Raw genomic sequence first — 13768 nt, forward strand, 5'->3', positions numbered from 1 at the left:
GGCGTATGGTCGTCCTTGGTGTCGTCCTGTATCTGGCAGCCGCCGCCGCGTTCTACGTCTATGCGGTCAAGACTGCCCTTGTCGGAGAGTCCAACGCTCCGACACTGTTGCTGCTGGTGAACAACGAAGCCGAGCAGCAAGACCGCCGTGCGGCCTGAGGCCCAGCGAACCTGCGGATCAGGGCAAGACCTGGCTATAATCGCTGGAGAGCTGCCCGCTCGTCTAACGGCAGGACGACAGGTTCTGGCCCTGTTAATCGTGGTTCGAATCCATGGCGGGCAGCCATTTTTGTGTCCGGCTTTTTGAGTAGTGCCGCCGGGACATAATGTCTCGACATGACGAAGGGCAGGCTGGAAGCGTTCACCGACGGCGTCGTCGCGATCCTCATCACGATCATGGTGTTGGAACTGAAGGTTCCCCATGGGAGCGACCTTTCGGCCCTTCGGGAGATCTATCCCACGCTCCTCGCCTATTTGATGAGCTTTGTGCTTGTCGGAATCTACTGGAACAACCACCACCACATGATGCATGCGGCCAAGCACGTCGATGGAGGGGTCATGTGGTCAAACTTGAACCTGCTCTTTTGGCTTTCGCTTGTCCCTTTCACGACGAACTGGATGGACGAGACGATGTTCGCGCCGACGACGGTCGGCGTGTACGGCGTCAACCTGCTTCTGTGCGCCATTGCTTACGCCATCCTGGTCCGGGCCTTGGTGCGCCTGCATGGACGCCAGTCTGACCTGGCCCAAAGGATCGGCAGAGACTACAAGGGGAACCTCTCGGTCGTGTTCTATGTTGTCGGTGTCGCCGTGTCGTACTGGCTGCCGGCGGTGGCCCTTGCTTGTTACGTCGCCGTCACCCTCACGTGGCTCGTGCCCGACCGGCGGTTCGCCCATCACGGAAGTGGTGGGAATGAAAGTGGCTGATCTCCGGTATCTTGGGCCATGTTTGCCCGAACCGGATCCGTTGTAGCTGTGGTCGTGGCCATGTCGGCCCTGATTGGCTGGGCACCGGCCCAGAACGCGGCCAGAACCAAGCCGTCGGCCAAGGGTGAGGCGATCATGCAGGTGATCACCAAACTCCGGACGATGCCGGATGACGAGCGTGCGGCCAAGACGAAGGAACTCGCCCTCGATATTCGGACGTTGACGGATCCGAGCGAGCGGCTCTCCCTGGCTGCCGTCCTTTCGAACCTGGCCACCGAAGGCGACTTTGGCCGTGACACTCTGCAAACCGTCACGACGACGCTCGACCAGGCCCTGGAAAAGTCGACCGGCCCGGTCGACGACTTTGTCTGCGACCAACTTGCCGCCCTTGAACGCTACGAGGGAATGACCGTCCATTACGCGGGGAAACCGCTTGCCGCAGCCCGAAAGAGGCTCGCCGACCTCGACGCCAAGCGGGCGACCGTCGACTTCACCCTCAAGGACCTCGACGGGAAAGAATGGACCTTGTCCAAACTCAAGGGGAAAGTCGTGCTGGTCAATTTTTGGGCGACATGGTGTCCACCGTGCCGGAAGGAGATGCCCGACATCGAACAACTGAGCAAGGAGTTCAAGGACCAGGGACTCGTCGTGCTCGCCATCTCCGATGAGAAGCAGGACGTCGTCGAGAAGTTCATCAAAGAAAAGGGCTACACCTACCCGGTCTTGCTTGATCCAGGCAGGGAAGTGGCCGGCAAGCGGTATGAAGTCTCGGGCATTCCCAAGAACTTCATCTACGACCGCGAGGGGCGGCTGGTCGCCCAGTCCATTGACATGAGGACACGCCGACAGTTCCTCGCGTTGCTCGCCAAGGCAGGACTGAAGGAAAGGAAGGGGTGACGCGCCGCGCGTTTCTCGCGACGGCCGCCACGGCGGCCTTCACCGACCGGGCGCTCTCCGTCGTCGAGTCGGCGGCGGCCCGGGCTCCTGTCCACGCCCTAGAAGCGGCCGAGGACGAGGGGTTCTGGTCACAGGTCCAGCAAGCGTTCACCCTGGACCGAGCAGTTGTCAATTTCAACAACGGCGGCGTTTGTCCGTCGCCGAGGGTGGTGCACGAAGCCCTGAAACGGACGCTTGACTACAGCAACCAGGCGCCGAGTTACTACATGTGGCGGCACGCCGAACCCGAAGTGGAGAACGTCCGCCGACGCCTCGCCCGGATGTTCGGGGCTGACGCCGAAGAAGTCGCCATCACCCGCAACGCGAGCGAAGCCTTGGAGACCTGTCTCATGGGCTTAGACCTCGAGCCAGGCGACGAGATACTCACCAGCGACCAAGACTATCCTCGGATGATCACGACGATCAAGCAGCGGGAGCTCCGGGAGAAGGTGAAGCTGGTGCAGGTCGTCGCCCCGTCTCCACCACGGTCGGTCGAGCAGGTCGTCAAGGCGTTCGAGGCGGGCATCACGGACAAGACCAAACTGATCCTCGTCAGTCACGTGGTGTTCCTCAATGGGACGATCAACCCGGTCAGGCAGGTCTGCGACCTGGGCCGGTCGAGGGGCGTCCCGGTCATCGTCGACGGGGCCCACGCCTTCGCCCAGTTCCCCATGCGGCGTGACGACTTGGGTTGCGACTACTACGGTGTCTCTCTGCACAAGTGGCTCCTTGCCCCGGTGGGGACCGGCATGCTCTGCGTCAGGCGGGAGAAGGTCAAAGGCTTGTGGCCCTTGATGGCGGCGACCGAAGAGCAGGCCGACAACATCCGCAAATTTGAGGAGATCGGTACCCACCCGGCCGCCAACCATAACGCGATCGCCGAGGCGCTCACGTTCACGGAGATGATCGGACTTGAGAGAAAGGCGGCCAGACTACGCTATCTGCGTTCCCGATGGGCCGACGCCCTGAAAGGCGAGAAGAAGGTCGTCTTCCACACCAACCTCTCCCCTCAATTTTCCTGTGGGTTGACCACGGTGGAGATCAAGGGCACGACCCCGGCCGCGTTGAGTGCTTGGCTCATGGACAAGAAGGGCATATTCACGGTGGGGATCACGCACCCCCGCTTCCAGGGTATCCGGGTGACACCTAACGTCTACACGACCCTGGACGAGATCGACCGGTTCCGTGAGGCCATGCTCGAGGCGGCGACCAAGGGCATCGACTAAGGCCGGTCAGTCCAGGCCAGCGAGGGCCCGCAGGCGGCGGTACACCACGACCATTGCCCAGGTGTCCTTTTGGCAGTAGTCGAGCAGATCTTGCCGGGCGCGGTCTCGCTCTGGGCCGGGCGGCATCGCCAAGAGCCGCAGGTATGCCGCCACCGCCTCGTCACCGTTCTTTACCGCCAAGTCGTCGTATCCTTCCTCTGGGGCGAGGGCAGGGAGGACGTACTTGATCGAGAACGAGCCCTTGAACTCCCGGACGTAGACCATGCTCCTGATCACCTTGAGAAGGTCCCATTCCTTGGCCAAGAAGTCCTCAAGGAGCCCTGACGACCCTGGCACACCTCGATCGGCCAGTCGTTTGAGAGTCTGTTGCTCGTAATTCGAATACACCGCGACGGTCGACGCCTCGGCCACTAGCGGGGCGAGTGAGGCGACAAAGGCTTCCGAAGGGTCGCCGGCGGTGTCCCAGAGGAACTCGGCGTGGTCGACTTGTCCGCCTGGCTCCGTCAGCTGGTGGGCCGACCACTGGAACGGCAACCGTTGATAGGGTCTGTTACCCGGAATTCGTGGGACGGGCGGTTCAATACCTTCAAAGTCGATGAAGAGGACAGGATGCTGCACGGAATCCAGTTCAGGGCCCAGATCTGGGTCAAGGACGGGCCGTCCAGTGCGTGCCGCCTCGCGCACCTTGAAGACGACGGCCGGAACCTTTTCGCCATCCTCAATCTGGGTGACCAAGTCGATGCCTCTGGCCCTCAAGGCGACGCGGTCCTTTTCATGAAGGCTCGGCGCGAAATAGATGTCGTCGGGGTCAAGCCGGTCGAGGCAATGACTGAGGAACGGGCACTCGTAAGGCTCGGTGCAGTGCCGTCCGGGGGCTACCTCGGGCCTCAGGCCGCTGTCCAGCCTAAGGAGCAGGGTCGTGTCGACGGCGGCGAACTGGGCCTGCACGTCCTTGGTCACGTCGACCTCGGTCAAGAGTCCTTGGGGGTCGAGTTCGCCGTCGAACACGTACTTCGTGTCGATGTGGACCACACTGGCTTCCTGGACGGGAACACCTGCCAGAGCGGCCACCCGCCATTGAAACGCGAGGTCGAGACAGTGGGTGTCTTTGGGCTTGGTGGACGACTTGACTTCAGTGACGCGCCAGACGCCGTCGACCAGTCGAAGGACGTCCAGCCGGGCGACAAGTCCGTCGGCCGCCAGAGTCGGCTGAAGGAACCCGGTCGCACCGTCCTTGACGGCCTGCAGCACGGCGGCGGTGGCAGCCCGTGGGTCGTCGTGCCGGGGTGCCAACTGGGCACCAGGAAACAGGGCCTGGGCGATCTCGTCGACCTCGCGGCCGGTCTCGGCCCGCAGCTTGACCCCGACGCCGACAGGTTCCGCCTCCTCCGGCTCGTTGGCGGCAAGCCAGTGCCGCAGGCGGCATTGGTGCAGGGCCAGGAACTGGCTCTTGGAAAAGAGGTCAGCCAACGGGCACCGTCTCGGGAGTGCTGTCCTCGTCCCTGAACTGTTCTTCGTAAAGCCGCCGGTAGAGACCACCTTTGGCGAGCAGTTCTTGATGTTTGCCCGCTTCGACGATCTGGCCAGCCTCGACGACGAGGATCAGGTCGGCTCGCAAGATGGTGGACAGGCGGTGGGCGATCGCGAACGTGGTGCGGTTGTCCATCAGGTTGTTCAGGGAGTTCTGGACGATCCTCTCGCTCTGGGTGTCCAGGGCTGAGGTGGCTTCGTCCAGGATCAAGATGCGCGGGTTCTTGAGCACCGCCCGGGCAATGCCGATGCGTTGCTTCTCGCCGCCACTGAACTTGTAGCCCCGTTCACCGACGACGGTGTCCAGACCCTCCGGCAAGGAGTTGACGTGGTCCCAGATAGACGCCGCCTTGCATGCCGCCACGAGTTCCTCGTCAGTAGCGTTCGGCTTGGCGACCTTGAGGTTCTCACGCACGGTGGTGTGCATGAGGTACGTCTCCTGGGTGACCGCGCCAATGATCTGGCCGAGCGACTCAAGGGAGAGGTCCTTGATGTCGCGGCCGTCCAGGGTGACCTTGCCCTCGACCGCGTCATAGAGCCGGGGGATCAAGTAGGTGATCGTCGTCTTGCCCGCGCCGCTCGGCCCGACGAGTGCGACCAGTTGCCCCGGCTCGGCCTTGAAAGTGATGTCACTGAGCGTCCAGTTCTCTTGGTCGTCCTCGTACTTGAAGAAGACGTTTTCGAAGGCGACTTCGCCATAGAACGACTTGGCGTCAACCTTAAGCGCGTCGGGCTTCTCTTGAATGTCACGGGGCATGTCCATGTATTCAAAGATCCGCTGGAACAACGCGAAGGAACTCATGATTTGCACCTGGGCGCCGACCAGTCCGGTCATGGGGAAGAACATGCGGATCTGCAGGCCGTTCAGGGCAAAAATCTTGCCGAGCGTCATCGACGTGTCGCCCTGCTTGATCATGAAGTACCCGCCGACGACATAGAGGAGGGCAGGGGCCGCCTGGGTGATGAGACGGATGAGCCCGAAGAAAATGTATTGGACGGAGTAGAGCTTGATCTGCCAGTCGGCCAGTTTGCGGTTTTCGCCAGAAAACCGGCTGATGAGCACGTCTTGGTTGCCCGCCGTCTTGCTCAGCAAGACACCGCTCACGCTCAGCGTCTCTTGCATCATCGAGTTCAGTTCGCTGGTCTGCTCCTGCGCGCCGTTCCGCACCTTCCGGGCGAAGTCGCCGACGTACTTGCCGGCGACACCAAAGAAGGGCAGAAGGAGGATCGAGACGAGGGTCAGACGCCAGTCGAGCCAAAACATCGCGACGATGGCCCCGATGAAGATGGCGATGTTGCTGAGTTGGTCCGTCAGGGTGTTGCTCAGCACCTCTTGCACCCCGCCGACGTCGCTGATCAGGCGGGTTTGGATGTCTCCGGTCCTCGCATTGGTGAAGAACTTCAGCGACATGCCCTGGAGGTGCTGGTACAGCTTGTCGCGCAGCTCCATCATCACGGCCTGGCCCATGACGACGCCCAGGTAGCCGTAGGCGGCGGTCGTGGCGGACGCGGCGACGACGGTGACGAAGATCAGGACGAAATCAATGGTGATGCGGTTGAAGTCGCCCTTCTGGAAGCCGTTGTCGATGATGTCTTGGGTCAGGAAGGCGGGGATGATGCCCACCACGACCGAGACCAACACCGTCCCGACGACCGCCCACACCTTGCCCAGATGGGGCTTGAACAGTGCGACGACCCTTCGGACGATCTCCTTGTCAGGCTTGGGCATCGAGGGGGCTTTGTCGCCAGAAGGTCGCATAACTCCCTAGGATACGTTGACAAAGGGCAACCTGTTAGGCCCAGTCAGAACCTATGGCCGCGTTCCCTTGATATCTTCTTGACGGGCGGTCAGGGCCTGACCGTGCCCGTGACGACGATCGAACCCTTGTCGACCGTCACGCTGTCGAGGTCGACCCGCATGGGGAACTCACTGGCGTCCAAGATCGGGTTGATCTTGGCCAGTTGCGCCTCGATCAGCTTCTTCGCGGGGCCGCCCATCACGTCCACGCTCTCGACGTCGACATAGACCTGGCGACCGCCCTCGATGCGGAGGGTGCATGTCGCCTTGGCGCTGATTTCCACCACCATCTTGACCGACGCCTCGCAGACCACCTTTCCGCCGGTGCACTTCACCTTGAACGCCTGCAGGGAGGCGGGTGTCTTGGCGTCCAAAAACTTGGCCACCGACCCTTCGGACACCTCCACTCTGGCCCGGGCCGCGCCGTCGGCCGTGAGGGCGAACGGGGGCCAAGAGACCGTCGCGGCGTCCGAGGACAACGTGAAAGAGTCGACGCGGAGGCCGACATGCAGCAGGATGCCGTCGAACCGGGCCTCCATGCGTTCGAACTCAAGCTTTTCCATACGTGCGTCCGACAGTCTACGCGGAACAGAGGGCCGTGGGTTTCGGGTAGCTTTGGACGATGGTCACCGCCCTGGTGTCCGCCTTGCTCATGGCGACGACGACTACTCCCGAGCCCTTGCGTGAGTTCCGCGGCGTGTGGGTCGCATCAGTCGCCAATATCGACTGGCCCAGCCGGAAGGGTCTGTCCAACGCCGAGTTGAAGGCGGAACTCGACAACATCTTCACCACTTGTGACCGCGTCCATCTGAACGCCGTCATCCTCCAAGTCCGGCCCAGCGCCGACGCCCTGTACGCGAGCCGCTACGAGCCTTGGTCGGCGTATCTGTCCGGGACACAGGGCGTCGCCCCTGCCGACGGGTTCGACCCCTTGGCCTATGCGGTGAAAGGCGCCCACAAGCATGGCCTTGAGTTGCACGTATGGTTGAACCCCTACCGGGCCAAGCACCCCAACGACAAGGGGCCGGCCAGCAAGGACTTCATCGGGGTGACCCATCCCGAGGTCGTGAAGCAGTATGGCGACTACCTTTGGATGGACCCTGGCGAGAAGTATGTCCAAGACCACTCGTTCAACGTCTTTATGGACCTGGTCGAGCGCTACGACATCGACGGCGTCCACATCGACGACTACTTCTATCCCTATCCCGTCAAGGGGCCCGACGGCAAGCCCGTCGACTTTCCCGACGGCCCTTCGTACGCTAAGTACCTGGCGACCGGCGGCCGGCTCAACAAGGACGACTGGCGACGGAAGAACGTCGACGACTTCATCAAACGCGTCTACGAGGGGATCAAGAAGAAGAAGCGCAAAGTCAAGTTCGGCATCTCGCCGTTCGGCATCTACCGTCCTGGAGTGCCGGAAGGGATCAAGTCCGGAGTCGACCAGTATGCCGAACTCTACGCGGACTGCAAGAAGTGGTTCCGTGAGGGATGGTGCGACTACATGACGCCTCAGCTTTATTGGCCGATCAAGCAGACCGCCCAGAGCTTTCCCACGCTCCTGAACTGGTGGAAAGGACAAAACGTCAAGGGCCGTCACCTTTGGCCTGGGCAATACACGAGCCGGACGAACCCCAAGGAAGGCAATTGGGGCGCGGTCGAGGTCACCGACCAGATCGACATCACGCGCAAGACCCTTGGTAAGGACGCGGGGACGGTGCACTTCAGCATGAAGGCGCTGATGGAGAACTGGAACGGGATCACCGACGCCTTGCTGGCCGGCCCCTACAAAGAGCGGGCCGTCGTTCCCGACTCTCCCTGGCTGGACTAGGTTAAACGAGGGGGAGGTAGACGCGGAACGTCGAGCCGTGGCCCAAGCGGCTCGACACCGTCACCTTCCCACCGTGGCCCTCGACAATGTTCCGGACGATGGAGAGGCCAAGGCCGGTGCCACCCGTCTCCCGAGACCGGCCGCGGTCGACGCGGTAGAACCGTTCGAAGATTCGAGGTTGATGGTCCACCGCCACGCCGATACCGGTGTCCTTGACCTCGAGGACGGCATGGTCACCCTCGAGCGACAAGTCCACGTCGACCGACCCTTCCTGGGTGTAGTTGACGGCATTGTCAATCAGGTTCAGGGCGACCTGGTTCATCTGGTGCTCGTTAGCCCGGACCGGCAGACTTTGCGGCGCGTGGATGGTCAGGTTCAGGCCCTTCTTCGCCGCCTTGGCCTGAGTTTGGTTGACGACATTGCGCACGATTTCAGCCAGGTCGACGTCGGATTTGACGGCCTGTCCAGCTTCTAGGGCGCTCAAGGTCAGCAAGTCCTCGGCCACCCGCGTCAACCGGTCGACCTCGGCGACGATCCGCGCCTCATATTTGTGACGCAGTTCGGCGTCGTCGGGGTCGTCGATCAGCGTCTCCGCCATTGCGCGGATCGTGGTCAGCGGCGTCCGCAGCTCGTGGGAGACATTGGCGACAAAGTCGCGCCTCACGCGCTCCAAACGCCTCAGGTGGGTGATGTCGTAGAGCGACACAAAGATCCGCTTGACGGCAGTCGACTCCTGCCATGCGACCACCGCCATGATCCGCTCGGAGGGGTGCTCGAAGACGATCTCGTCCTTGGCCGCTTCACCAGAGGAAGCCACCCTTTCCACCAACTCGACGACGGTCGAGGAGAGGGTGACGGCCAGGAGGGTCTGACCCTCCGGCTCGTCGAACTCGAAGAGGGAGACCGCCTTGGGGTTGGCATATTCGATCTTTGTCTTGGGGTCGACGAGGAAAATGCCGACGTCAAGTCCCTCGGCCAAGTCGTCGAGGGCGTCCTTGTGACCCTGGAGTTCCACGGCCAAGGCGTCGGCCACCTCCACGGCCTTGTCACGCTGCGTCTCGGTCACCGCAGAACGCTGGGACATCATCACCATGGCCAGCGACATCCCGACGCCGACGAGTCCGAGGGCGGTGATGGCGACCGTTTGCATGCCGGCCGTGTGCGCGGTGGCCAGGGCGACCACGGAAACGACGACGCCCGCCCATGGGAGGGCGAGCACCCGGAACGGCGTTGGCGGGCGCGTCATCTCAATGCTATTGTGGCGCGGCACGCCGGTATTCTTACGGGCGCGTGAAGAAGATCGACGCCATCGTCCGGACGAACAAACTGGAAGACGTGAAGGAGGCGCTGGAGAACATCGGCGTCCCCGGCATGAGCGTCGAGCAGGTGCGCGGCTATGGTCGACAGCAAGGCCAGACCGAGCACTTCAGGGGCAGCACCTACGCCCTGAACCTTGTGCCGAAGGTCAGGATCGTCGTCGTCGTGAACGACGAAGACTTGGACGCGGCCCTCGAGGCCATCGTTGAGGCGGCACGGTCGGGCGAAGTCGGCGACGGCAAAGTCTTTGTCAGCGACATTCTTGACGTGGTCCGGGTGCGGACCGGCGAGCGCGGAAGCGACGCGGTTTGAGAATGAATAGAGGGACAAATGATGAGTCCTTGACAAAGCATGAAAAGGACATGCAATATTGAGATCGATGGAACTTTGCGGTGGATTGCCTGACCTCAGCGGTGAGCGGGTGGTCGATGATGCAATGGTCGAAGCCTTTCGTCGCGACGGACACATTTGCGTGAGGGGCCTGTGCGACCCTGCCGAAGTCGCCGCATACCGCGACGTCATTGTCGAAGTCGCGATGAAGAACAACCGCGAGACGCGGCCGATGGAAGAACGCGACACCTATGGCAAGGCGTTCTTGCAGGTCATGAACCTGTGGCAGGCGGACGATCGGCTCAAGTGCTTTGTGCTTGCCAAGCGGTTCGCCAATGTGGCGGCGCGGTTGCTTGGGGTGGAAAAGGTGCGGCTGTATCACGACCAAGCCCTTTTCAAAGAGCCGGGTGGCGGCCATACCCCTTGGCACCAGGATCAGTTTTACTGGCCGCTGGACGCTCCCCAAACGATCACGTTGTGGATGCCCCTGGTCGACGTCGACGCGGTCATGGGCACGATGAGTTTTGCCAGCGGCAGCCACGAGCTGGGTTACGTCCCCCTCTCCCAGCAGATCAGCGACGCCAGCGAGACATTTTTTGAACGGTTTGTCAATGCCAAGGGCTTCAAGGTCGAGTCTGCCGGCGCTATGAAGGCGGGAGACGCCACCTTCCATACGGGATGGACCCTCCACAAGGCTCCGGGCAACGTCACCGACCGGGTCAGGGAAGTGTTGACGATCATCTACTATCCCGACGGCACCAGAGTGACGGAACCGAAGAACCAGTTCCAGAGCGCTGACCGCGCCGCTTGGTTGGACAACATCGAGCCAGGACTTCTGGCCGACGGGCCGTTGAACCCGATTCTCAACTGACTCAGCAGGGCAAGACGCGACGAGACGGTCTCGCACGTCAGAATCAACGGTTATGAGGACCGGCAGATTTCCTTGGTTGGCCGTGGCGGTCGCGACGGCGGCCTTGGCCCATGGTCAGCTTGACCCCAACAAGACGATGGTCGTCGTCAACGGGGTCACCGTCACCGCCGACAACTACTACCGGCGGATGGAACGCCTCGCTGACGTTGGCAAGCTCGTCGGAGGGAAGTTCGCCCCGGCCACCCCTGGTTACCTGACCCTTGAGCAGATCATCAACGAGACCCTCATGGTCCAGCTGGCCGTGGAGAAGGGCGTGGCCCCGACCGAGGCTGAGATCGACGCCGAAGTCAAGAACCTCACCACCGACGAGCCGCAAAAGGTCGAGGGCCTGAGAAAAATGGGGATCACCGACGCGGAGATCCGCTATCAGGTCAGGGTCACGCTCAGCGAGTACAAGGTGCAGACCATGGGCATCAACATCGCCGAGCAACAGGTCGAGGACTACTACAAGTCCAACCCCAAGAAGTTCAACACGCCGCAGATGTACCGGCTCAGGGTCATCGTGGTGGACAGTTCGGCTTTGGCCGACGAAGTGGACAAGCAACTCTCTGCGGGAACGGCGTTCACCCAAGTCGCCCGCAAGAACAGTAAGGACGAGTCGGCCTTGCTCGACGGCTTCTTTGGCGAGTATTCGGCCGAAGACCTCGGTGACAAGCTCCGTCCGGCGGTAGAGGCCTTGAAGAAAGGACAGACCACGGGATGGATCGACTCCCAGAAGGTCAAACTCAAGTTCTTGCTGGAAGACGTGATCCCGGCCAAGACCGTCCCGTTCGACGCCAAGACCAAGGCGGCGATCCGACAGCAACTGATGGTCGACCGGGGCCGGGTGAAGAACGACATCCCCGCCCTCATGGCCGAGATGCGCAAGAAGGCCAAGATCACGTACCAGGGCACCCCGTTTGACAGTCAGTTGAAGTCGACGTTTGGTGGCTAGGGTGGAGGCGCCCGCGCGCCACGGCTTGGTCGGCCCGTCCCAACACCATGTAGCCCCCGTGGCGATGGCGGTCGACGCCCGGGCCCACCAGGTCTTCACCGGCTTCGTCGGTCATTGGCCTCTGGTCCAGAATGCCCTGTCGATCCTCCCGGGCACCGCACCGGTCTGGGCCGACGGGGTGGGCATGCCTTGGGCAGACTGCCCACCCTGTGACGATCTTCTTGTTCCGGCCTGGAACAACGAAAGGCCGACTGGCCTGGCGGGCTTGGTCTGGGTCGTGGACCGGCTGCTTGGTCCGGGCGGCTGCCCATGGGACATGGAGCAGACCCACGAGTCCCTGAAGAAGTACTTGGTCGAAGAGTGTTACGAGTTGGTCGACGCCATCGACCATCGGGACGACGAGGGGCTTGTCGAAGAGTTGGGCGACGTTCTCCTTCAACCCCTCATGCATTCCCAAATGGAAGCGCGGGACGGACGCTGGGACGTCCACCACGTTGCCGAGACAGAGGCCCAGAAGCTGGTCCGCCGGCACCCCCACGTATTTGGGGACAAGGCGGTGCATGACTCAGCCGACGTCCTCAAGCAATGGGACGAGATCAAGAAGACGGAGAAGGGCGAGTCGCGGGCCTCGGTCCTTGCCGGCGTCCCCCAAGCGGCTCCGGCCCTGCTGAGGGCCCTTGAGGTCAGTAAGCGTGCCGCCCGGGCTGGGTTCGAGTGGCCGGACATGAACGCGGTCTGGGACAAGTTCGACGAAGAGACTGTCGAAGTCCGTGAGGCCCTCGTTTCGGGCGACCAGGCCCAGGTCTCCGCTGAGATTGGGGACCTGCTCTTCACCGTCGTGAACCTGGCCCGGTGGGCCAAGGTCGATCCCGAAGACGCCTTGCGCACCATGGTCGACCGCTTCGTCGGGCGGTTCCGTCACATGGAGGCCATGGCGGGCCGAGGCCTGGAGGAACTTTCACCCGACGAGTGGGAACGTCTCTGGTCCAGGGCCAAGAGCCTCTGATTCTGAAAAACCGGCGCAAGACAAACTGAATCATCAAAAACGTCAAGTGCGTCCCATCTCCCGGGCAAATGGACGGCCATCTGGACACTTTCGTCAAAAAGATCAAGTAGGACCATCGCAGAGGCTCGTCAGACTGAGGTCATGAGGACTCGCGCCTTCACATTGATCGAACTCCTGGTCGTCATTGCGATCATCGCTATTCTCGCCGCAATCCTGTTCCCGGTCTTTGCCCAAGCGAAGACAGCGGCGAAGAAAACCAGCAGTTTGAGCAACGTCCGCCAGATCGGCACGGCCAGCATGCTCTACATGGGCGACTATGACGACACCGTCATGCCGCTGTACTTCTTCGACCCGAACAACCTGAGCTATCCCAGCACGTTCGGCTTCTACTACTATCCGATGACCATGCTGCCGTACACGAAGAGTGAGAAGATCTTCCTGTGCCCGGCGGACACCGCGGACGACGCGCTCTTGAGCGACGGGCAGGGTCACGGCCGGTTTGACCCCGACAACCTCTACCACTATTACATCGTTGGCGCGAACCCCAGCTACGGCTACAACTACCGCTACCTCAACACCGTCAAGCTCAACTTTGACTACGGTTCACAGCCGGTCTCGATGTTCACCGGTGTCTCGGTGTCGAGCCTGAACGCCCCCGCGCAGACCCTCATGTTCGCTGAGGCGACGATGAAGGACAAGTCGGCCCCTGGGTTCGACGGTGCGGGCTATGGCCAGGTGACCAACACGATCGGATACGCCCGGGTCGAGCCTCCGTTCGCCGTCACCGTCCCCGCTGGCCTGCCTCCCTACAACGGGTGGTCAGGCTCGTTCCCCGACGCCCGGTCGCAAGGCCAACTGTGGGGACGCTTCGACCCCAAGAAGGTGATCGTCACCTGGGCCGACGGCCACGCCAAGTACACGTCGATCCAAGCCCTGAAAGGACAAGGCACCACCGAGCTCGAAGTGAACCGCTACTGGAACGGTCAGGGCGACTGACCAAGCGGGC

At 62.0% G+C, this 13768-nt stretch carries 14 protein-coding genes and 1 tRNA gene; 11 read left to right on the plus strand and 4 right to left on the minus strand.

Annotation, left to right across the window (positions count from 1 at the left end):
• The first annotated feature begins 5 nt into the window (after positions 1-5).
• From KF857_06540 to KF857_06560, 5 genes are all read left to right on the plus strand, one after another.
• On the plus strand, positions 6-158 hold the full coding sequence (locus tag KF857_06540) for a hypothetical protein (GenBank protein ID MBX3111651.1): 153 nt from the start codon (positions 6-8) through the stop codon (positions 156-158).
• Positions 159-211: 53 nt separating this feature from the next.
• A tRNA-Gln gene (locus KF857_06545) sits at positions 212-285 on the plus strand.
• Between the two features lie 50 nt (positions 286-335).
• Positions 336-926: a DUF1211 domain-containing protein gene (locus tag KF857_06550; protein ID MBX3111652.1), complete on the plus strand. Its 591-nt coding sequence runs from the start codon at positions 336-338 to the stop codon at positions 924-926.
• Between the two features lie 405 nt (positions 927-1331).
• Positions 1332-1823, plus strand: coding sequence for a TlpA family protein disulfide reductase (locus tag KF857_06555; GenBank protein ID MBX3111653.1), 492 nt, complete (start codon positions 1332-1334; stop codon positions 1821-1823).
• The gene (locus KF857_06560; protein ID MBX3111654.1) at positions 1820-3088 is read left to right on the plus strand and encodes an aminotransferase class V-fold PLP-dependent enzyme; all 1269 of its coding nucleotides are present in this window, start codon (positions 1820-1822) and stop codon (positions 3086-3088) included. Before KF857_06555 ends, KF857_06560 begins: the two co-directional genes overlap by 4 nt.
• Before the next feature lie 6 nt (positions 3089-3094).
• Here the strand turns inward: KF857_06560 and KF857_06565 are convergent, their stop codons facing one another.
• The 3 genes from KF857_06565 to KF857_06575 form a co-directional block, all read right to left on the minus strand.
• Positions 3095-4558, minus strand: a complete 1464-nt coding sequence (locus KF857_06565) for a DUF2779 domain-containing protein (GenBank protein ID MBX3111655.1) — start codon at positions 4556-4558, stop codon at positions 3095-3097.
• Positions 4551-6377: an ABC transporter ATP-binding protein gene (locus KF857_06570; protein MBX3111656.1), complete on the minus strand. Its 1827-nt coding sequence runs from the start codon at positions 6375-6377 to the stop codon at positions 4551-4553. Before KF857_06570 ends, KF857_06565 begins: the two co-directional genes overlap by 8 nt.
• 89 nt (positions 6378-6466) lie before the next feature.
• The gene (locus KF857_06575) at positions 6467-6979 is read right to left on the minus strand and encodes an LmeA family phospholipid-binding protein (GenBank protein ID MBX3111657.1); all 513 of its coding nucleotides are present in this window, start codon (positions 6977-6979) and stop codon (positions 6467-6469) included.
• A gap of 59 nt (positions 6980-7038) precedes the next feature.
• Here KF857_06575 and KF857_06580 point away from each other — a divergent pair, with 59 nt between their 5' ends.
• A complete protein-coding gene (locus KF857_06580; protein ID MBX3111658.1) occupies positions 7039-8244 on the plus strand; it encodes a family 10 glycosylhydrolase in 1206 nt (401 codons plus the stop codon).
• A 1-nt stretch (position 8245) separates the two neighbouring features.
• On the opposite strand, the gene KF857_06585 is transcribed toward KF857_06580, so the two are convergent.
• Entirely contained in the window at positions 8246-9490 is a 1245-nt protein-coding gene (locus KF857_06585) for a PAS domain-containing protein (GenBank protein ID MBX3111659.1), read from the minus strand.
• Positions 9491-9534: 44 nt separating this feature from the next.
• On the opposite strand from KF857_06585, the gene KF857_06590 reads away from it, so the two are divergent.
• The 5 genes from KF857_06590 (at position 9535) to KF857_06610 (ending at position 13758) form a co-directional block, all read left to right on the plus strand.
• Positions 9535-9873 carry a P-II family nitrogen regulator gene (locus KF857_06590; GenBank protein ID MBX3111660.1) on the plus strand — a complete coding sequence of 113 codons (339 nt, stop codon included), beginning with the start codon at positions 9535-9537 and terminating at the stop codon, positions 9871-9873.
• A 67-nt stretch (positions 9874-9940) separates the two neighbouring features.
• Positions 9941-10762 (plus strand): phytanoyl-CoA dioxygenase family protein, encoded by an 822-nt coding sequence (locus KF857_06595; GenBank protein MBX3111661.1) that lies wholly within the window; start codon positions 9941-9943, stop codon positions 10760-10762.
• Positions 10763-10814: 52 nt separating this feature from the next.
• On the plus strand, positions 10815-11756 hold the full coding sequence (locus KF857_06600; protein ID MBX3111662.1) for a peptidyl-prolyl cis-trans isomerase: 942 nt from the start codon (positions 10815-10817) through the stop codon (positions 11754-11756).
• Positions 11749-12762, plus strand: a complete 1014-nt coding sequence (gene mazG / locus KF857_06605) for a nucleoside triphosphate pyrophosphohydrolase (GenBank protein ID MBX3111663.1) — start codon at positions 11749-11751, stop codon at positions 12760-12762. The genes KF857_06600 and mazG overlap by 8 nt, the downstream gene beginning before the upstream one ends.
• 141 nt (positions 12763-12903) lie before the next feature.
• Positions 12904-13758, plus strand: coding sequence for a prepilin-type N-terminal cleavage/methylation domain-containing protein (locus KF857_06610; GenBank protein ID MBX3111664.1), 855 nt, complete (start codon positions 12904-12906; stop codon positions 13756-13758).
• Positions 13759-13768: the final 10 nt, after the last annotated feature.

The organism is Fimbriimonadaceae bacterium, from assembly GCA_019638795.1.
Classification (GTDB): domain Bacteria; phylum Armatimonadota; class Fimbriimonadia; order Fimbriimonadales; family Fimbriimonadaceae; genus JAHBTB01.

Bases quoted from the DNA above. Each gene is read 5' to 3' on its own strand.
- KF857_06610 (MBX3111664.1), top strand. From the start codon at position 12,904: ATGAGGACTCGCGCCTTCACATTGATCGAACTCCTGGTCGTCATTGCG.
- KF857_06540 (MBX3111651.1), top strand. From the start codon at position 6: ATGGTCGTCCTTGGTGTCGTCCTGTATCTGGCAGCCGCCGCCGCGTTC.
- KF857_06550 (MBX3111652.1), top strand. From the start codon at position 336: ATGACGAAGGGCAGGCTGGAAGCGTTCACCGACGGCGTCGTCGCGATC.
- KF857_06555 (MBX3111653.1), top strand. From the start codon at position 1,332: ATGACCGTCCATTACGCGGGGAAACCGCTTGCCGCAGCCCGAAAGAGG.
- KF857_06600 (MBX3111662.1), top strand. From the start codon at position 10,815: ATGAGGACCGGCAGATTTCCTTGGTTGGCCGTGGCGGTCGCGACGGCG.
- KF857_06585 (MBX3111659.1), bottom strand. From the start codon at position 9,490: ATGACGCGCCCGCCAACGCCGTTCCGGGTGCTCGCCCTCCCATGGGCG.
- KF857_06595 (MBX3111661.1), top strand. From the start codon at position 9,941: ATGGAACTTTGCGGTGGATTGCCTGACCTCAGCGGTGAGCGGGTGGTC.
- KF857_06575 (MBX3111657.1), bottom strand. From the start codon at position 6,979: ATGGAAAAGCTTGAGTTCGAACGCATGGAGGCCCGGTTCGACGGCATC.
- KF857_06580 (MBX3111658.1), top strand. From the start codon at position 7,039: ATGGTCACCGCCCTGGTGTCCGCCTTGCTCATGGCGACGACGACTACT.
- KF857_06570 (MBX3111656.1), bottom strand. From the start codon at position 6,377: ATGCGACCTTCTGGCGACAAAGCCCCCTCGATGCCCAAGCCTGACAAG.